16 protein-coding genes are annotated in these 19,802 nt (G+C 62.8%); 2 read left to right on the forward strand and 14 right to left on the reverse strand.

Features of this window, described 5'->3' with window-relative positions; genetic code table 11:
- Positions 1-6: 6 nt before the first annotated feature.
- The 11 genes from G6N78_RS22040 to G6N78_RS22090 all read right to left on the reverse strand — a co-directional run bounded on the left by G6N78_RS22040 (position 7) and on the right by G6N78_RS22090 (position 13,244).
- A complete protein-coding gene (locus tag G6N78_RS22040; RefSeq protein WP_165223939.1) occupies positions 7-1,644 on the reverse strand; it encodes an acyl-CoA synthetase in 1,638 nt (545 codons plus the stop codon).
- The gene (locus G6N78_RS22045; protein ID WP_165223942.1) at positions 1,641-2,810 is read right to left on the reverse strand and encodes an acetyl-CoA acetyltransferase; all 1,170 of its coding nucleotides are present in this window, start codon (positions 2,808-2,810) and stop codon (positions 1,641-1,643) included. Before G6N78_RS22045 ends, G6N78_RS22040 begins: the two co-directional genes overlap by 4 nt.
- Positions 2,807-3,664, reverse strand: a complete 858-nt coding sequence (locus G6N78_RS22050) for an IclR family transcriptional regulator (RefSeq protein WP_165223945.1) — start codon at positions 3,662-3,664, stop codon at positions 2,807-2,809. Before G6N78_RS22050 ends, G6N78_RS22045 begins: the two co-directional genes overlap by 4 nt.
- 1 nt (position 3,665) lies before the next feature.
- Positions 3,666-4,469 carry an SDR family NAD(P)-dependent oxidoreductase gene (locus G6N78_RS22055; protein ID WP_165223948.1) on the reverse strand — a complete coding sequence of 268 codons (804 nt, stop codon included), beginning with the start codon at positions 4,467-4,469 and terminating at the stop codon, positions 3,666-3,668.
- Between the two features lie 74 nt (positions 4,470-4,543).
- Positions 4,544-5,554, reverse strand: a complete 1,011-nt coding sequence (locus tag G6N78_RS22060) for a TRAP transporter substrate-binding protein (RefSeq protein ID WP_165223951.1) — start codon at positions 5,552-5,554, stop codon at positions 4,544-4,546.
- 59 nt (positions 5,555-5,613) lie between these two features.
- Positions 5,614-7,479, reverse strand: a complete 1,866-nt coding sequence (locus G6N78_RS22065) for a TRAP transporter large permease (protein ID WP_165223954.1) — start codon at positions 7,477-7,479, stop codon at positions 5,614-5,616.
- Positions 7,480-7,795: 316 nt separating this feature from the next.
- Entirely contained in the window at positions 7,796-8,716 is a 921-nt protein-coding gene (locus tag G6N78_RS22070; protein ID WP_165223957.1) for an SMP-30/gluconolactonase/LRE family protein, read from the reverse strand.
- 38 nt (positions 8,717-8,754) lie between these two features.
- The gene (locus G6N78_RS22075; protein WP_165223959.1) at positions 8,755-9,705 is read right to left on the reverse strand and encodes an ABC transporter permease; all 951 of its coding nucleotides are present in this window, start codon (positions 9,703-9,705) and stop codon (positions 8,755-8,757) included.
- Positions 9,702-10,646: an ABC transporter permease gene (locus G6N78_RS22080; protein ID WP_165223962.1), complete on the reverse strand. Its 945-nt coding sequence runs from the start codon at positions 10,644-10,646 to the stop codon at positions 9,702-9,704. Before G6N78_RS22080 ends, G6N78_RS22075 begins: the two co-directional genes overlap by 4 nt.
- Positions 10,643-12,100 (reverse strand): sugar ABC transporter ATP-binding protein, encoded by a 1,458-nt coding sequence (locus G6N78_RS22085; RefSeq protein ID WP_165223965.1) that lies wholly within the window; start codon positions 12,098-12,100, stop codon positions 10,643-10,645. The genes G6N78_RS22080 and G6N78_RS22085 overlap by 4 nt, the downstream gene beginning before the upstream one ends.
- Positions 12,101-12,233: 133 nt before the next feature.
- A complete protein-coding gene (locus G6N78_RS22090) occupies positions 12,234-13,244 on the reverse strand; it encodes an ABC transporter substrate-binding protein (protein WP_370691548.1) in 1,011 nt (336 codons plus the stop codon).
- 275 nt (positions 13,245-13,519) lie between these two features.
- Here G6N78_RS22090 and G6N78_RS22095 point away from each other — a divergent pair, with 275 nt between their 5' ends.
- Both G6N78_RS22095 and G6N78_RS22100 read left to right on the forward strand, forming a co-directional pair.
- Positions 13,520-14,743 carry a GAF domain-containing sensor histidine kinase gene (locus G6N78_RS22095; RefSeq protein WP_165223971.1) on the forward strand — a complete coding sequence of 408 codons (1,224 nt, stop codon included), beginning with the start codon at positions 13,520-13,522 and terminating at the stop codon, positions 14,741-14,743.
- A complete protein-coding gene (locus G6N78_RS22100; protein ID WP_165223974.1) occupies positions 14,740-15,498 on the forward strand; it encodes a response regulator transcription factor in 759 nt (252 codons plus the stop codon). The genes G6N78_RS22095 and G6N78_RS22100 overlap by 4 nt, the downstream gene beginning before the upstream one ends.
- A gap of 23 nt (positions 15,499-15,521) precedes the next feature.
- Here G6N78_RS22100 and G6N78_RS22105 read toward each other — a convergent pair whose 3' ends face one another.
- Genes G6N78_RS22105 through G6N78_RS22115 form a run of 3 tightly spaced genes read right to left on the reverse strand, consistent with a single transcriptional unit; the run spans position 15,522 to position 19,799 of the window.
- Positions 15,522-17,408 (reverse strand): bifunctional sugar phosphate isomerase/epimerase/4-hydroxyphenylpyruvate dioxygenase family protein, encoded by a 1,887-nt coding sequence (locus tag G6N78_RS22105; protein WP_165223977.1) that lies wholly within the window; start codon positions 17,406-17,408, stop codon positions 15,522-15,524.
- On the reverse strand, positions 17,408-18,262 hold the full coding sequence (locus G6N78_RS22110) for a shikimate dehydrogenase family protein (protein ID WP_165223980.1): 855 nt from the start codon (positions 18,260-18,262) through the stop codon (positions 17,408-17,410). Before G6N78_RS22110 ends, G6N78_RS22105 begins: the two co-directional genes overlap by 1 nt.
- Positions 18,263-18,278: 16 nt before the next feature.
- The gene (locus G6N78_RS22115; RefSeq protein ID WP_165223983.1) at positions 18,279-19,799 is read right to left on the reverse strand and encodes a tripartite tricarboxylate transporter permease; all 1,521 of its coding nucleotides are present in this window, start codon (positions 19,797-19,799) and stop codon (positions 18,279-18,281) included.
- Positions 19,800-19,802: the final 3 nt, after the last annotated feature.

A 19,802-nucleotide genomic window follows, 5' to 3' on the forward strand; every position in this document is an offset into this window, starting at 1 on the left:
CGACCGTCAGGCCGGCTCTGTCTCGCCAAACACCGGCAACTCGCCACGCCGTGCCAGTTCCTCGCGGATCATCTTCTTGGTGATCTTGCCGTAGGCCGATTTGGGCATTGCATCCCAGAAGATGACGGCCTTCGGCAGCTTGTAGCGGGCGATCTTGTCTTCGAGGAAGGCTCTGAGATTGATGCTCTCAGGCACCACGCCCGGCCTTGCGACGCAAACCGCGATGCCGACCTCGCCCCATACGGGATCCGGAACGCCGAGCACCGCCGTTTCGCTGATATCCGGATGGGAGAGGATCTTCTCCTCGATCTCGCGCGGATAGATGTTGGAGCCGCCCGAGATATACATGTCGGAGGCGCGCCCGGTGATGTAGATGAAGCCGTTTTCGTCGCGGTGGCCGAGATCACCGGTACGGAACCAGCCCTCGCGAAACGCCTTCGCATTGGCCTCCGGATTGTTGTAATAGCCGGCAAAGACCGCCGGGCCGATGACGCAAATTTCACCGGTCACGCCGGCGTCCACCTCGCGGCCGGCCTCGTCCTGGATCTGCACCTCCATGCCGGTGCGGTCATAGCCGCAGGTCCCGAGCCGCGCTTGCGGACCGTCTTCCCCGCTATGCAGCTCCGGCGGCAAGACGGTGATGTTGCCGGTCACCTCTCCCAGGCCGAAATATTGCACCAGAACCGGGCCGAGTTTTGCCAGCGCCCGTTTCTGGTCGGCGCGATACATCGGCGCGCCGGCATAGATCACATACCGCAGCGAGGAATGATCGAACCGATCGACAGCCGGGTCCTCCACCAGCATCTTCAGGATCGTCGGCACCGTGAAGAGATTGGAGACCTTCCAGCGCTCGATCAGCTGCCAGATGGCGGCAACGTCCAGCTTCTCCGCTGCCGGCAGGATGGTTTTGACCCCATGCGCCACCTGCACCAGCTGGTGCACGCCGGCCCCATGCGAGAGCGGTGCAACCACGATCGAAGCATCCGCGGGCCCCGTGCCCGGCATGAGATCGCACAGGTGATTGGTGATGACAAAGGCCATCTGGCCATGCGTCAGGACGGCCGCCTTCGGCCGCCCGGTCGTGCCGGAGGTGAAGAAGAACCAGCAGGGATCATCCCGGAAAATCGGCGGAGTGACCGCTTTTTTCCCCAGGTGAGCCTCCACGATGGTGTCATAGTCGGGACCGAAATCGGCTGCCCCGATGGCGATCACGAAATCAAGGTCCGCCGCACGACGGCAGGCATCGGCATGGCCGGCAAAACCATGGTGGCAGATCATGCCGCGCGCGCCGCTCGCCTCCGCCTGATAGGCCACCTCATCCGGCGACTGGCGGAAATTCGTCGGCACCCAGACGGCACCCACCCGGAAGCAGGCGAACATGGATTCGAACATCTGATTGTTGTTCGAGGATTGCACCAGAATGCGATCGCCTTTTTTGACGCCAAAGCGGGAGACCAGCGCATCCGCCATGGCATCGACGCGCGCCTCCATCTCGGTCCATGTCCACTGCCGGTCGCCCCAGACAAAGCCGATCTCGTGCGGCAGACGCCGGGCGGCCTGGGTCAGGAAATGCGACAGGTTCATCACCCGCGTCGTTGCAGGCGAAACGCCGCCGCGCGGACCGGCGGCCTCACTGGTGCTCATCGGATGCGCTCCATGATCGATACGTAATTGGCAACCGCGGTTCCGCCCATGTTGAAGACGCCGGCAAGCTCCGCCTTTGGCACCTGCATGTCGCCGGCCTCACCGGCAAGCTGCATGGCCGCCATCACATGCATCGAGACGCCCGTTGCGCCGATCGGGTGACCCTTGGCTTTCAGCCCGCCCGACGGATTGACCGGCAGAGAGCCCGATTTCGTCGTCACGCCGTCGCGCACCACATGCCGGGCCTCGCCCGGCTTTGCGAGCCCCATCGCTTCGTATTCGATGAGTTCGGCAATCGTGAAGCAGTCGTGGGTCTCGACAAAGGAGAGATCGCCCAAACTCGCGCCGGCAAGATCGAGAGCACCTGCCCAGGCGCGTCGTGCGCCTTCGAAGGCGAGCGGATCGCGCCGGCTGAGCGCCAGGATGTCGTTGACGTGCTTTCGTCCGCGAAAGCCGATGGCACGCGACAGTGACGCCGCCGTCTCTTCATCCGCCAGCACCAGGGCGGCGGCCCCATCGGAGATCAGCGAACAATCGGTGCGCCTCAGCGGTGCTGCAACATAGGGGTTCTTATCGGAGACCGTGTTGCAGAAATCGAAGCCGAAATCCTTGCGCATATGGGCATAAGGATTGGCGACGCCATTTTCATGATTCTTCGCCGCAATCATTGCGAGCTCTTCCGAGCAATCGCCGTAACGCTGGAAATAGGCCTGCGCGATGCGGCCGAACTGTCCGGCAAACCCGCCGGGAATATCGCCTTCTTCGGCGCGGTAGCAGGCCGACAGCAGGATGTCGCCGACCTCGGCGGTCGGAAGCGCCGTCATCTTCTCCGCACCGACGACCAGCGCGATGCGACCGCGGCCCGCCTCAATGAAGTCCATCGCGCTATAGAGGGCGGCCGAGCCGGTGGCGCAGGCATTTTCGAAGCGAACGGCCGGTGTATAGGTCAGCCGCTCATCGCCCATGGCCACCAGTGCGGCCTGGAAATCCTGCTTCGAGAAACCGTTGTTCATCACGCCGACGAAGATGCCGTCGATCTCCGCGGCACCGATGCCGGCATGCTCGAGCGCCGGCGCCACGACGGAGGCCATCAGCTGCTCGGTATTGTCCAGCGCGGATTTTCCGAAGGGCGAATGCGCCCATCCCACGATCTGTGCCTTGCTCATCGGCTTGCTCTCCTCAAGGGTTTGCGTTGGTCCGGCTCGGCACGGGAGGGCGAGCGGCTCGCCATCATCTCGCCGATCCGTGCTTCGATGCGATCCACTTCTTCGCGCAGGACCGCGGCCAGTTCCGGCTGCCGTTCCGGCCGCATCCGGCTGTCGATGGCCGCGATACTGAGCGCACCGGCAACACTGCCGTCCGGATTGCGGATGGCGACACCGACGCCCCAGGAATTGGCAAGGATGAGGCCCGGATTGAGGGAAAAGCCTTTGGCTCTCGTCTCCGCCACGCCGTGTTGCAGGTCCGCTTCGGTGATCATCGGATATTTGGCGGCAATGACATCGGCATTCGCCACCAGCACCTGTTCGATCTCCTGGTCCGGCAGGGCCGCAAGCATGGCGAGAGACCCCGCGCCGATGCCGAGCGGATGCTCGAACCCTGCCTGCAGCGCATGGGTGCGGACCGGCCAAGTGCCTTCTTCCCGGTAGAGGCATAGCGAAAACGTATCGCGGCGAACGGAGAGAAAACTCGAATCCTCGGTGCGTCGGGAAATCCGCCTCAGGCCATCCTGTGCCATCTGCAGCAGGCTGAAACGGCGGGACGACAGCGTGCCGAGCACATAGGCTTCCTCACCGAGATAATAGCGCCGCGTCCGTTCGTCCTGGTCAACGAGGCCTGCCCGCATCAGGGCCAGCAACAGGCGCCGCACCGTCGGTTTGTTCGAGCCGCTCTGGACGACGAGATCGGTGAGGCCCACCCCGCGCTCCGCATGCCGGCCAACCATCGACAGCAGGGACAGTGCGCGATCCACCGCCCGCGCACCCTTCAGCTCTGCATCCTCCTTGCCGGGCCCCGTCATCTCAGGCGAAGCCTCCCATCGCGCAGCTCTGGCCGCCATCGACCGGCAGGCAGACGCCGGTGATGAACTTCGCTTCGTCGGAGGCGAGGAAAACCGCGGCGCGGGCAATATCGAAGGCATCTCCCATGCGCCCGACGGGGACCGAGCGGCTCCGCGCCGCCACCATCTCCTCGGTCGATGCATATTGTGCGCTGATCTGCTTGTAGATCAGAGGGGTGTCGATAAGGCCGGGCAGGATGCAGTTGGCGCGAATGCCGCGCCTGGCATATTGCATGGCAATCGCGACCGTCGACTGGTTCACCGCGGCCTTCATGGCGTAATAGGCGAAATAGGGATAGCCGGTCCAACGGATGGCCGCGAGCGAAGAGATATTGACGATCGCACCGGCCTGTTGCTGTTCCATCACCGGCAGCACGGCCTTGGTCGTCCGGTAGACGGAGCCGATATTGAGATCCACCGAGGCCTGAAAGCTCTCTTCCGACAGCTCCACCGGCCCGCCCATATGGGTCACGCCGACATTGTTGTGCAGGATGTCGATCCCACCGAAGGTCTCGACCACCTGCCGCACGGCCTCATCGACGGAGGGCTGGCGGGTCACATCCGCGGCGATGGCGATGGAGGCAAAACCCTCCTGCGCGATGATGTGATGGGTTTCCTCGGCGGCGGCAAGCGAGAGATCGATGCAGGCAACCTGAGCACCCTCGCGCGCATATTCGATCGCTGCCGCCTTGCCGTTCCCGTAACCGGGACCGGATGAGCCGGCGCCAAAGACGATCGCGCGTTTTCCTGCAAGCCTGCCTGCCACTGTGGGCTCCGAATGTATTGAAAGAACGGGGGGAAGCGGGGGGCAGGGCGAAACCCTGCCCCCAGTTCAGGGGCTCAGCCGAGGCTGGAGCCGACGGCCTTTTCCAGAATGGCCCAGGCTTCATCGCCATACTTGGCCTTCCATTCGGCGTAGAAGCCGGCTTCCTTCAGCGCGGCGCGGAAGAGGCTGGCGTCTGTATCGTTGAAGGTCATGCCCTTCCCGACCAGATCCTCCTTCACCGAAGCGTTCAGCTTGGCGACGTCGTCGCGCTCCTTCTTGCCGGCCTCGTTGAGGTTCTTGGCGACGATGACGCGCAGATCCTCCGGCAGGCGCTCCCAGGCGCGCTTGTTGGCCAGGAACCAGAAACCATCCCACATGTGGTTGGTGACCGAGCAGAACTTCTGCACTTCGAAGAGCTTGGCAGTCGAGATGATGGCGAGCGGGTTCTCCTGGCCATCCACGACGCCGGTCTGCAGGGCAGTATACACTTCTGCAAAGTTGATGCTGGCGGGAGCCGACTTGAACGCCTTGAACATCGAGGTCCAGAGCGGGCTGACCGGCACGCGGATTTTGAAGTTCTCGAGATCCGCCGGCGTCTTGATCGGCTTTGTGGCGCTGGTGATCTGTCGGAAACCGTTGTCCCAGATCGTATCCATGGCGACCAGGTTCTGCTTGGCAATTTCGCCGCGCACATATTTGCCGAGTTCGCCATCCATCGCCTTCCACACGGCATCATAGTTCGGGAAGGCAAAGCCGATCCCGCTGATCGATGCATTCGGCACGAGTGTCGACAGGATCAGCGGCGAGAGCGTGAAGAACTCGACACCGCCGGAACGGACCTGGTTGAGCATGTCGGTATCGGCCCCGAGCTGGCTGCTCGGGAAGATGTTGATCGCAACCCGGCCATTGGTCTCCTTGGCGATCAGGTCTGCCGCTTCCTTCGCCCGAACGTTCATCGGGTGTGCGGCCGGCAGGTTGTTGGCGTATTTGTAATTGAACTCCGCGGCCTGTGCCCTTGAAATGAAGGCGGTGGTGAGCACAGCCGATCCGGCACCGGCCAGAACGTGACGTCGAGTGATTGGCATTGTCGTTTCTCCTCCCAAAGAAAACATGGATTTGGTGAACTCAGGCGGGTGTTTGCCCCTCAGAGCAGGATGGTCGAGAGACCGGGTATGAACGCGATAATCAGCAGGCCGATCACCATGGCGGCGAGATAAGGCCAGATGGCGCCCATCGCCTCATCCGGCGAGACATTGCCGATCTTGCAGGCGATGTAGAAACCGACCCCGATCGGCGGCGCCATTAGGCCGATGTTCATGGCGACGACGACCACCATGGCATAATGCACGTCGTTGATGCCGACCGCCTTAGCGATCGGGAACATGATCGGCGCCAGAAGCACGATCGCCGGCAGACCTTCCAGCACGCAGCCAAGCAGCATGAAGATCACGATCGACACGGCCATGTAGGTCATCCAGCCACCGGGCAGGTCGGCGATCATGCTGCTGAGCTGGAAGGCGAAACCGGTCTGGGTCAGGCTCCAGGCCATGGCGGAGGCGGTGCCGAGAATGATCAGGATCGATCCGGACAATGCCGCCGTTTCGACCAGCATGGTGTAGAGTTTCTTCAGCGAGATGCCGCCGTAGAGCACGGCACCGATGACCATGGCGTAGAGCACCGCGATGGTCGAGACTTCGGTGGCCGTCGCCACACCGCCGCCGACGAGGCTGCGGATCAGGAAGGGAAGCACCAGCGCCGGGGCCGCGACCAACGCCGCCTTGCCGGCCATCGACCAGGAGGCCTTGATCGTGCCTTCCATGCTTTCATGCCGCGCCTTGATCCAGGCGAGAACGGCCAGCACGAGAAGCAGCACCGTGGCAATCAGGAAGCCGGAGGTGAAGAGAGCGGCGATCGAAACACCTGCGGCCGATCCGAGAACGATGAGAACGATGGAGGGCGGCACGGTATCGGCCATGGCGGCGCCGGTGGCGAGCAGCGCGATCATCTCCTTCGGCTTGTGGCCGCGCCGTTTCATTTCCGGGAAGAGTGCCGGGGCGACCGTCGCCATGTCCGACACCTTGGAGCCGGAGATACCGGAGACCAGGAACAGCGAGCCCAGGAGGACCCAGGACATGCCGGCGCGGACATGGCCGAACATGGTGGACAGGAGATCGACGATCGCCTTGCCCATGCCCGTCGCATCCAGCACGCAGCCGAGCAGGACGAAGATCGGCACCGACAGCAGAATGATGCCCGACATACCTTCATCCACACGACCAACCATGACGATCAGCGGCACCCAGGTGGTGAAGACGAGGAAGGACAGGGCCGCAAGGCCGAAGCAGAAGGCGATCGGAACGCCGAGGCCCAGGAACAGCGCGGCAAAACCACACAGAAAGATCGCGATATTGATATTGCCGAGCTGCTCGAGCACCGGAAAGAGCAGCCAGAGGGCACCGCCAATGGCGGCCACCGTCAGCACGGCCAGCGCGATATGGCGAAGGTTCGACGTGCGGAAGAGATTGGTCACCACGAGAAGCAGCATCAGGACGATGCCGAACGGCAGAGCGGAGGCGCGGAAACTCATCGGCAGGTTGAGGGCCGCCGAAGTCACCGCCCACTCCTCCATCATGTATTCGACGGAGGGGGCGAGCATGGCGCCGAGGAAAGTGGCGACCAGCACGAGCGCCAGCGCGTTGACGTATCCCGTCAGGCGGTCCGGCAGCATGTGCAGGAAAAGCGTCAGGCGGAGATGCTCGTTTCGATCGATCGCAATCGCCGAGCCCAGCATCGCAAACCAGAGAAAACAGAAGGACGCGGCCTCGTCGATCCAGACGATCGGCAGATGCAGCGCATAGCGCGAGGTGACACCCAAAAGAAGCAGTCCGATCATCACTGCAAGCAGGATGGCCGCGACAAATTCTACTGGCTTCATGAACGGGGACCCGGTGGGCGCATCTGCATGCAGCAACTCACCGTCCAGAACAAGGACCTCATTGGTGGACGTCATTGTCGACGGGCCTCCCCTCCCATTCGCAACGCTGGCTAGCGCATGTAGCGATCCGCTGGACTACTCAAACGGCAGCGCTCCTCAACGCTGCCAAGTGATCCGCATGATGGATCGGTTTTTTCTAACCATGATCCTGATAGCAACTGAGAGAGCGCCATACAACATAATTCTGGAGGTATAGTTGGATTTTCCGCTATATCTGAAGATCCACAATATGGATCTCAATACTCAGCCGACCGACTGGACGTCCAAAACAATTGCGGCCGCCAGGCATTGCCCTGACGGCCGCAACACAGGAAATCAACTGTGAGGATCTTTACGGCTGCTGGGCACCGGTCGTTGCGAGATAGACGGCATAGAGCGAGGTCGTTGCCGTAATGAATAGCCGGTTGCGCCGCGGGCCGCCGAAGGTGAGGTTGGCAACGGTCTGCGGCACGAGGATCTTTCCGAGCAGCGTGCCATCCGGCGCAAAACAATGGACGCCATCTCCGGCACTCGTCCAGACATTGCCGGAAAGATCGACACGGAAGCCATCGGGCAGACCCTTGTCGATCGCGGCAAAGACGCGGCCATTGGCAAGCCTCCTGCCATCCACCACGTCGAAGACGCGGATATGGCTCGGCCAGCTTTCGTCATGGCTCGAGGCGGAATCCGCGACGTAGAGCCGCTGTTCGTCGGGTGAGAAGGCAAGCCCGTTCGGCTGGCCGAAGTCATCCACGACGATGCTCATCTCGCCGCTCTCGGGATCGAGGCGGAACACGTTGCGGGTCGCAAGCTCCGGTTCGGCTTTGTAACCCTCGTAGTCCGACAGGATCCCGTAGGTCGGGTCGGTGAACCAGATGCTGCCGTCAGACATCACCACCACGTCGTTCGGGGAATTCAGCCGCTTGCCCTCAAATCGGTCGGCGAGAACCGTGATCCGTCCATCGACCTCCGTGCGGGTGACGCGGCGCGTTCCGTGTTCGCAGGTCACGAGCCGTCCGTCTCGGTCGCGGGTGTTGCCGTTCGCAAACTGTGAGGGCGCACGAAACACCGAAACGCCACCGCCCGGCACGAAGCGCAGCAGCCGCTCATTCGGGATATCGCTGAAGATCAGGCAATCGAGATCGGCAAACCACACCGGCCCCTCGGCCCATCGGCAACCGCTATAGAGTTCGTCCAGCCCGGCACTGGCAACGATCAGGTGGCGGAAGCGGGGATCGTGGATTTCGTAAATCCCGGTGCGGGCAGGCGTCATGGTGGCATCCGATTGGCTAGAAATGTCTTCGTCCGGGTTTAGCGGGTCGATCCTGAGGGGCGGCTTGCCGCCACGATGACCGAGATGATGATGAGGCCGGTCATGATGAGCCGCACGCCGGCGCCAAATCCATAGGTATTCAGCATCGAGACCACCAGGAACATAAACAGCGATGCGCCCCAGATGCCCGGCACGTTGGAATTGCCGCCGGCGACCGCCGAACCGCCGATCACGACGACCGCGATCGACATCAGGAGGTATTCGGCGCCCATATTAAGCGCCGCGCCGCCGGAAAAGCTTGCGAGCAGATAACCGCAGATGGCGGCGAGCACCGCGCAGAGCACGTAGGTGGCAAGACGGCAGCCATCGACCGCTATGCCGGCCATGCGCGCGGCAAAGGCGTTCTGGCCGATGGCGGAAATCCACCGTCCGAAGAGGGAGCGGTCAAGCAGCCACCAGACGCCAAGCGAGAGCATGAGGGCAATGATCGCCGTATTGGGCAGGCCGAAGGTCGATGCGGTGCTGAAACTCGCCAGCGCCTCCGGCGGCTTCACGCGCAGACCGCGATTGTACCAGATGGCCGAAGACTGGACGAGGAAGCTCATCGAAAGCGTAGCAATGATCGGTGGAATGCGCAGGAACTTGATGAGCGCATAGTTCAGAACGCCGATGACAAGCCCGATCGCGATGGACACGAGCAGTCCGACCAGGATCATGCTGTCCTGCCCGTCCATCAACTTCAGCGCGACCGTGCCGGAGAGCGTGATGGTGGCCGGCACCGAAAGATCGACATTGCCGGGCCCGAGCGTGATGACCAGCATCTGGCCGAGCCCGACGATGATCGAAAAGGCGGCGAAGGTCAGCGTCGCCTGCGACAGGCTGGCCGTGCTGGCACCGCCGGTGAACAGGATCGTCACCAGCCAGATGGCAGCCGCTGCCACGAAGGACCAGATCCAGGGCTTGCGCGAGAGCACGGTCAACCGGTTCATGATGCCTTCTCCTGCTGGCTGTTGCGGTTGATGACAAGCCGGAGGGCCAGAACAATAATGAGAATGGCGCCCTGCGCGCCGATCTGCCAATCCGGTGAAATGCGCAGGAAGGACAGGAACGAACCGGCGAGCGTCAGTGTCAGCGCGCCGATCACCGCGCCGATGGGCGACACGCGTCCGCCGACGAACTCACCGCCCCCCAAGATGACACCGGCGATCGACAGCAGCGTGTAACGCAGCGCGATATTGGCATCCGCCGAGGTGGTGAGGCCGACCAGCGCCATCCCGGCCAGAACCGCAAAGAGGGCGGCGAGCGCATAGGCGCCGCCCTTGAGGGCCAGTACCGACCAGCCGGCGCGTGCCACCGAACGGCTGTTGCCGCCCAGCCCGCGCACCAGCACGCCGAAGGTGCTGCGCATGATGATGAGATGCGCGACAAGTGCGATCACCACGCTGGCCACGATCGCCATCGGCACGAAGGGCGGTTTGGCGATCATCAGGGCGCGCAGCCACTCCGGCGCCTGGCCACCGGGGGCCGGCAGGATGAGCACCGCAAGCCCGCCCCAGACGAAGCTCATGCCGAGCGTCACCACGATGGAGGGCAGGTCGCGCAGCGTGATGATGATGCCGAGCGCCGCATAGACGGCAATCGCCGCCAGCAGGATGGCGCAGGCGACCAGCGGCTGCTGCGGCATGTAGACCGCAGTCACGCAGGCGGCGAAGCTGACGAAAGTGCCAATCGACAGGTCGAGATCGTTGACCGCCATGATGATCATCTGGGCGATCGTGGCAAGCGCGATGGGAACCGCCAGATTGAAGAGCAGGTTGAGGCCGGTATAGCTCATGGCCCGTGGCTGCATGTAGAAGACGGCTGCCAGCAGCACGACGAGCGAAAGCGCAGGAATGAGGATCGGCAGGAGGCCGGAGACGGTCTTTCTCATGCGGCTTCTCCCGAGAAGGAGGCCGCCAGGATGTTATCCTCGGTGATCGCATCACCCTCCAGTTCGGCGACGATCATGCCGTCGCGAAACACGTAGACGCGGTCGCACAAGCGGACCTCGTCCATTTCCGTCGAGTACCAGATGAAGGTCCGACCTTCGGACGCCTCGCGCCGCAGGGTCGCGTAAACTTCCTGTTTGGTGCCGATGTCGACGCCCCGCATCGGATCGTCCATCAGAACGATGCGCGCCTCTCCCGCCAGCGCTCTGGCAAACAGCACCTTCTGCTGGTTGCCGCCCGAAAGCGACAGGATGGGATTGGCCATGTCGGGCGTGCGGATGCCCATTTTCGCCTTCCAGTCTTCTCCATGCGCGGCTTCGCGGTCCCGATCGACGGAGGCGCGGCGGGCAAAGGCGGGAAGATTGCCGATCGACAGGTTGCGCAGGATGCTCCACAACGGAAACGTGCCGTTCAATGCGCGATCGCCGGCGACGAAGGCCATCTGTTTGTGCGCCGATGGCAGCCAGCGACTGCTCGCTTCGGCATAGAGGTGCAGCAGCGTCGTCGTCTGGCCATGCCCGCCGAGACCGGCAAGCCCGACGATCTCCCCCTTGCGGGCGCAGAAGGGAATGGTCGATCCTCTGACAGCGGGAAGGTCGATGACCTTCTCGGCGGTGATCACGGTGGAACGCACCGCGCGGGCGGTTTCCTTCACCACGCTTCCCATGGCCTCGACGAGGCTTCGGACCGAAAACTCGGCCGCCGGCCGCGAGGTCACCACGCGCCCGTCCTTCATCACAACGATGCGGCTGGAGGTGGAGAGGATTTCGCCGAGAATATGCGAGATCAGCAGAACGCTGCCGCCACCGGCCACGAAGCGACGCACATGCGCCATCAACTGTTCGGCAAGCCCCGCATCCAGCGACGAGGTCGGCTCATCGAGGATGACGAGTTTCGGCGGTTCGCTGACGCCGAGGAAGTTGATGGCGATCTCCACCATCTGGCGTTCGGCGATGGACAACGAACCCACCACGGAAAAACAGTCGATGCCGTGACCCGGAAAGATCTCATCGAGACTGCCTCGAATGAGGGTGGCCGCGCGGTTACGCCACCCAAAACCGGAGAGGCCGGAATGCATCAGACGGGTGTTTTCCACCACGGTCAGGTTAGGGCAGAGCGACAGTTCCTGGAACACGCAGCGTACGCCATGCGCGCGCGCCATGGCGATGCCGCTGCCGGTCAGGCCCTCGTAGAGGATCTCGCCCTGGTGCGGCGAAAGCCCGCCATTGATCACGTTGACGATGGTGGACTTGCCAGCGCCGTTATGGCCGACGAGGCCGACGGCTTCGCCCGCGCCGATCTCGAAATCGACGCCATCCAGTGCCTTCACCGCGCCGAATTCGACACGCACCTGGCGGATGGATACGACCGCTTCGGTCTCCAACACTTCACTCATTCCACGCTTGCCGTTTTCTGTTCAGGATTATCAGTATGGCGCTGCCCCACCCGGCACACCGGACGCCGGATGGGACTGCGGGAGGAGCGCTTAAGATCGCGCGATCACCCTGTTGCGGACGGGAAGACCCGGCTTATTGTGCCGAAGCGATGACCTTCTTGGCATCGTCCAGAGAATATTCGACGTTGGCCACGCCGCCCTTCTGGGTCGTCTTCAGGTTCTCTTCGAGGTTGGCCTGGTCGATGCGCAGGAAGGGTACGGTCAGGTCCTTCTTGACTTGCTGGCCGTCGAGGATCTGCTGGGCAACCCAGAAGGCAAGCGTCGAGACACCGGGGGCGATGGAGACCGACATGGTCTCATAGCCGTTGGCATCCTTCTGCTTCTTCCACCACTGCAATTCGTCTTCGCGATTGCCCATGACGATGGTCGGCATCGGGCGCTTTGCCGCCTCGAAGGCCTGGGCCGCACCATAACCGTCGCCGCCCTGCGTCACAACGGCCGCAATCTCCGGCAGGCTCGGCAGAAGGCCGGCCACCGCGCGCTGGGCCACATCCTGCGCCCAGTCGCCATGCACGGAGCCGACGATCTTGAACTGCGGGAACTGCTTCACGCCCTCGTGGATACCGGCGGAAATCTCGTCATCGACGAAGACGCCGGCAAGGCCGCGGATTTCCAGGAGGTTGCCGCCCTTCGGCATCTTCTTCGACAGATATTCAACCTGGCTGCGGCCCATTTCCTTGAAGTTGACGGCAATGCGCCAGGCGCAGGGTTCGGTCACGATGCCGTCAAACGACACGACGGTGATGCCGGCATTGCAGGCTTCCTTGACAGCACCGTTCAAGGCCGTCGGCGATGCGGCGTTGATGACGATCGCGTCATAACCCTGCAGGATCATGTTCTGGATCTGGGCGGCCTGCTCGGTCGCCTGGTTTTCAGCCGTAGTGAACGGATCGGCCGCGGCGACGATCCCGGCCTTGACGGCCTCTTTCGTCACCTTGTCCCAGCTTGTCAGCATCGCCTGTCGCCAGGAATTGCCGGCATAGTTGTTGGACAGCGCAATCTTCTTCGACGACGTCTCGGCATGCGCCGAAAACGCGACGGTGCTCAGCATCGCGGCCGTGGCTGCCGCAAGGATCAATTTCATGGTCATGTCTCTCTCCCTCGGTGCCGGTCTTGCCGGCCGCCTCCGGTGCCGCTCCTCAACGGCATGATCCGGACGCTTTTCTCCCCTGGAGCCATTCTCCAGTAGCTGGATGATGATGGAATTCTGAAATACTGTACAGGCAGATTGGTGCAATCTGGTTGCGGTTTCCCGCAGATCGATTGCGGTTTCCCGCAGGACAGAGACCTGTCATACACTCTCTAATAGACAATCAGCCAGGCGATCCGGGAGGGGTATCGGCCGGCCGGGAGGACACCATGCTGGAGGATGCCTCAGGCTCCCTGTTCCGTCAGTATCTGACGATTGCGCGATTGCTGGCCGGTCAGCTGGATTTCCAGTCGGCGATCCGCGCGGTCGCCAAGGAAATCGCACTGATCATTCCGCATGACCACATGGATGTCTGCATCATCACGCCCGGAAGCACATTCCATACGGCGTATGAAAGCGGACTGGAGACCGACTGGAGCAAGCGGCCGCCGGCTCTCATCGAGCATAGCCCGATCCGTGGGCTGCTGGTTGGCGAGACGGATCATTATCTGACCCCGGATGCATCGGAGGATCCGCGATTCCACTTCAAGGGCGCGTTTTCCGATCCCATCCGCGAGCACAATCTGAAGGCCCGGTTGCATGTGGCGCTGAAGGTGCATGGCGAAACGATCGGCGCCCTTTCATTTTCCAGCCTCGCTCCCGATGACTATGACGCCCGCGATCTCGAGCACGCACGCTCGATCGCGGACCTGCTCGCCCCCTATTTCTTCGCCATCCGCGCGGCCGAACAGGCCAAGCAGTCCGCGATCGTCGAGGCGGCGGCGCGGGTGCGTGAGGAGGCGCTGCGCCAGGGCGCGGCACGGCTGACGGAGGTTCTGGAGACCGAACGCCAGCGGATCGGCATGGACCTTCACGATCAGACGCTAGGAGACCTGACGCGCTTTGCCAAACGACTGGAGCGGCTGAGCCTGATGGGCAGCGTCTCCGGCGAAGAACTGGAGCCGCTGTTTCGCAGTCTGCAACAATCGATGCATGACCTGCGACAGATCATCGAGCAGGCAAGGCCCTCCGTGCTGCAGCTCTTCGGCCTGGTGGATGCGATCGAAAACCATCTCGATCGGTCGATCCGCGACAGCGGGCTGCAGCTCACCTGGACATTGGCGGACAAAACGGGCGGCGACAGCGGCCATCTCTCTCCCAATGTCGCCATTACGCTCTTTCGCATTGCACAGGAAGCGATCAACAATGCCGTGCGTCATTCGCAGGCCTCCCACATCGCCATCACTTTTGACCGTGATGGCGAGGCCCTGACGCTTGAAATTACCGATGACGGCATCGGCATGGGCAAGGGCGCCAAAAACGGCGGAAGCGGTATCGACAATATGCGCATCCGTGCCCGGCTGATCGGCGCCCGCTTTTCCTGTGGCAGCCGCGCGGGCAAGACCTTCGTCCGGGTGAAGCTGCCGCTGACCTTGCAGGAGACAGACCGATGAAGGTTCTGATCGTCGAGGACGACCCCTTGCACCGTTCCTATCTCACCGAAACGGTCAAGACGGCACTGCCGGAATGCGAGTTAGTGCTGGAGGCCGCAGACGGCAGCATGGGCGAGAGGCTTGCCCGCGAGCACCGGTTCGAGCGGATCGTGATGGATCTGCAGATGAGCCCGCGCAATGGCATCGAGGCGGCGCGCACCATCTGGCGCGAGCGGCCGGAAACGCGGATTCTCTTCTGGTCGAATTACGCGGACGAGGCCAATGTGCGCGGCATTTCCCGCATCGTGCCGGACGGTGCCGCCTATGGCTACGTGCTGAAATCGGCCTCCGACGAACGGCTTCGGCTGGCGTTGCGCTCGATCTTCATCGAGGCGCAATGCGTGATCGACCGCGAGGTGCGCGGCATGCAGCAGAAGAGCCTCGGCCATCTGCAGGGGTTCAGCGAGAGCGAATACGAGGTGCTGGTCGATATTGCGCTCGGCCTGACGGATCGGGTGATTGCCAGCCGGCGCAATCTCTCGCTGCGCAGCGTTCAGAACCGCCTGCAGCAGATCTACGAGAAACTCGGCGTCTACGAACGGTCGGAAACAGGGGCCGAGGCGAAATACAATTTCCGCTCCCGTGCGGTCACCGAGGCCCTGCTGCGCAAGCTGTTGAACCAGGCCACGCTGGAACGGGCCGAACAGGACCTGCAGGACTGGCTGCACCGCCACGCCCGGCTGCTCGGCACGTCAAACGGTCGGGACGGCCATTAGCCATCCGCGTCGCCGCGAGACCGTCAGGCGCGTGGCATGCCGGTCGGCTTTGCCAGCCGGCGCTGTGCCGCGATGCGGAAGATCGCATTGGCGGCGCCATACCCGTTGTAACCATGGCGGCGCTCGAGGATCTCGAAGAAGAACCCTTCGCCGAAGGTACGGCTGTAGAACTGGAAATACTCGCCATCATTGTCGCGGTCGTAGAGAATGCTGAGATCGCGCAGCCGGTCGACAAAATCCGGCATCAGGCCGAAGCGGGCCTCCAGATCGTCGTAATAGTTCTGCGAAATCGGCAACGGCTCCAGGCCACACGTCTTCAGCGCAGTGGCCGTCGCGAAGATATCACCTGTCTGGAAGGCTATATGCTGCACGCCCGCGCCAAAACCTTCCGTCAGGAAGTGGCCGGCAAAGGTCTTGCGGCTTTCCGCGCCGTTGATCGTCACGCGGAACCGGCCATCGGCGGCATGGATCGCCTGGCTGCGCACCAATCCGCCCGGATCGGCGACATCCACCATGCCGGACCGGCTGACATCGAAGATCGCCGTGTAGAACAGGAGCAGGCTCAGCATCTCGTCATACCGCGTCGTCTGCGCCAGATGATCGATACGCGTCAGGCCGGCGCCCGTGGTGGAGGTGGTTACAAGGTCGAACTCCTTCGACCAGATCTCTCCCAGCGCATCGCTGCCATCGATGAAATAGATGATCTCGCCACCGCTGGCGGTGACCGCGGGCACCGCCGCCTCGCCCGGACGGCGGGGCTCAGAAAAGGCTTCGGCTCCCATCGCAATCGCCCGTTCGACCGCCCGCCTGGCATCTGCCACCCGCAGACCGAAGGCATAGACGTTGACGCCGTGCACGGAATAGGAGGAACTGGCGATACTGTCCGGATCGGTGTTGATGACGATGCGGATCTCGCCCTGCTGGTAAAGATCGACCTTGCGGTTCTTGTGCTGTCCTGCCTTGACGAAACCGAGCGTCGTCAGGAGCGCGACCAGGTCTTCGGCGTCCTCCGGCGAGGCTGCGAACTCGACGAACTCGACGGCTTCCACCGCGGTGCGCGGCGGCGCCTCATCGGTCGTCACCTTGAGATCGGGTGCCACCCGCTTCACATCATCCATCAGGTTGAGAAGCGAGCGATGCCCGTCCTCGGCAATCAGTCGGGCCGAACCGCTGCGGAACTGGTCGTTGAAGATTTCCAGCGACAGCGGCCCGTCATACCCCGTGGCGGCAATCGCCGCCATGAAGGGCACGAGCGGCAGATCGCCTTCGCCCGGCATGTTGCGGAAGTGGCGGCTCCAGTAGAGCAGATCCATATCGATCTGCGGCGCATCGGCCAGCTGGACGAAGAAGATCTTGTCGCCGGGGATCGAGCGGATGCTTTCCGGATCGATCTTGCGCGACAGTGTGTGGAAACTGTCGAGGATGAGGCCGATGTTCGGATGATCGGCGCGGCGGACGATCTCCCAGGCATCGCGATGGTCGTTGATATGGCGCCCCCAGGCGAGCGCCTCGTAGCCGATGCGCAGGCCGCGTTTGGCGGCCCGTTCGCCGAGCTCGCGGAAATCGGCCGCCGCCCGGTCGATGCCGCCGAGCGAGACGGGAGAGACATTCGAGCAGACCAGCATCAGGTCCGTGCCCAGCTGCTCCATGATGTCGAATTTGCGCTCCGCCCGGTCGAAGCAGCGGCTGCGATAGGGCTCGGGCATGCCTTCGAAATCGCGGAACGGCTGGAAGAGCGAGATCTCCAGCCCGTGATCGCTGACCATGCGCCGGACGTCTGCCGGCGAGGCGTCATGGATCAACAGATCGTTTTCGAAGATCTCCACCCCGCTGAAGCCCGCCTTGGCGATGGCGTTCAGTTTCTCCGGAAGGTCGCCGCTGATCGAGACGGTCGCGATCGAGGTTTTCATCACACGCTCACTCCCTCACCCTGTTTCAAAGCCAGCCGCAAGGCAGCCTGATCCACATCCTGTCCGGTAAACAGGCGGAACGCATCGACGCCCTGGAAGAAAAACAGCTCGTATCCGCTCATGATCGAGAGACCTGCCGCCTTGGCCGCCAGCAGGAACTCCGTATCCACCGGCGTATAAACGGCATCGAATGCCCAGCGCGCCCGCGTCAGGCCACTCGCCGGTACGGCGGACCCGGCATAACCGACCATGCCGAGCGGCGTGCAGTTGATCAGCCCATCGGCGCCTTCCACGGCGTCTTCCGCGGAGGATGCCACCTCGACGACCAGATCGGGTGCCGCCTGGCGCACGGCCACGGCAAGCCCCTCGGCCCGCGCCTGATCGCGATCAAAAAGGGTGAGATGACGACAACCGAGCTCAACCAGCCCGAAGGCGACCGCCTTGCCCACCCCGCCGGCGCCGATCATGGCCACACGACCGGGCACGGCATCATGGCCGAAGGCTGTGCGGAACCCAAGGACGAAGCCGGTGAAATCCGTGTTGAAGCCCTGCGGCGTGCCGGTCCCGAAGAGAACGGTATTGCAGGCTGCGATCTGCCGGATGGCGGGGTCCGCCACATCCAGCATGGAAACGACGCGTTCCTTGTAAGGATAGGTGACGTTGATGCCGGTAAAGCCTTCGGCGCCGCAGAAGGCAAAAACCTCTTCAAAGGTCTGGTTCCGCTGCGGCGGAACCAGACGCTCATAGGTGACGTCGAGGCCGCAGAGACGACCGGCGATTTCATGCAGGCGGGGCGACTGCGATGCGGCGATGTTATCGCCAATCAGGCCCAGCCGAATTGTCTTTGCGGTCATCCTGGCAATCCCCGGCTCAGTTGGACTTGTTGGCGTCGACGGATGTCGCAGCCGCTCCGAAGCGCCCCTTCCACCAGCGGGTCTGCGTCAAAAGAACGAAGACGATGATGGCAAGAAGCGTGGCCGACAGCGGGCTGGTGACGATGCCGAGAGCAAAATCCGGCAGGCTGTCACGTTCGGAAATGATGGCGCGGCGCCAGTTGTCGTCCATCAGGCGGCTGAGGATGATGCCGAGGATGACCGGAGCCACCTGGTATCCGTAGAGCTTCATGAAGTAACCGAACACGCCGAAGCCGAGCATCCACCAGACATCTGCGACCGAGTTGTTGATCGAGTAGGCGCCGACGACGCTGAGCAGCAGGATCAGCGGGAAGAGCACGGCCTTGGGGCACTCGATGATCTTCGTGAAGATGCGGATGCCGGTCAGGCCGAAGATCAGCATGAAGATATCGGCGAGAACGAGGTTGCCGACGGTGAACCAGAACATGTCCGGCTTTTCCAGAAGCAGCAGCGGTCCCGGGTTGAGGCCGTGGATGAACAGCGCGCCGATGATGACGGCGGTGACCGCATCGCCCGGAATGCCCAGCGTCAGCATGGGAATATAGGCCCCGCCGACGGCGGCATTGTTGGCGCTTTCCGGCGCGATCAGGCCTTCCTTCGCACCCTGGCCGAAGGGCACTTCTGGGTTCTTGGTGATGCGCTTGGCGTGGTCATAGGCCATCAGCGCGGCGATATCCCCGCCGGTGCCGGGCAGTGCGCCGATGATGACGCCGATGCCGGAGGACTGCAGCGTGAGCGACAGGTGGCGCTTGATGTCACCCCAGAGCGGCACGATACGATCGATCTTCTGCTTCACCGCCTGGGCGTTCAGATGATGGATCTGCAGCAGGGCCTCGGAGACGCCGAACATGCCGATCATCAGCGCGATGGAGGAAATGCCGTTCATCAGCGAGACGGAGCCGAAGGTGAACCGCTGCTCGGCGGTCATGGGGTCAAGGCCGACGGTGCCGAGCAGGATGCCGAAGGCACCGGCAAAAACGCCCTTGGCCAGGCTTTCTCCGGAGAGCGCACCGACGAGCAGGATGCCCATCACGGCGATCAGCATGTAGTCGCGCGGCTGGAACTTGATGGCGAATTCGCTGATCGTCGGGGCGGCGATGGCCAGCACGGCGATACCGACAAGGCCACCGATGAAGGACATCACGGTGGAGAGGCCGATCGCCTGCCCGGCCTCGCCCTTCTTCGCCATCGGGTACCCGTCGAGACTGGTGGCGATGGCCGCGGGTGCACCGGGAATATTAAGGAGAATGGCAGTTCTGGAACCACCATAGACGCCGCCCATGAAGATGCCGTTCATCAGCGCCAGCGCCGGGTTCACCTCCCAGCTGAAGGTGAAGGAGATCAGGATCGACACCGCCATGGTGACGGACAGGCCGGGAATGGCGCCGATATAGATACCGGCAAAGGCCCCGAGAGCGGTCAGAAACAGGAGGTCCGGCTGGATCCAGGACGAAACAAGGTAGGTCAAAGCGTCCATGAC

The sequence above is a fragment of the Allorhizobium pseudoryzae genome (genome assembly GCF_011046245.1).
Classification (GTDB): domain Bacteria; phylum Pseudomonadota; class Alphaproteobacteria; order Rhizobiales; family Rhizobiaceae; genus Neorhizobium; species Neorhizobium pseudoryzae.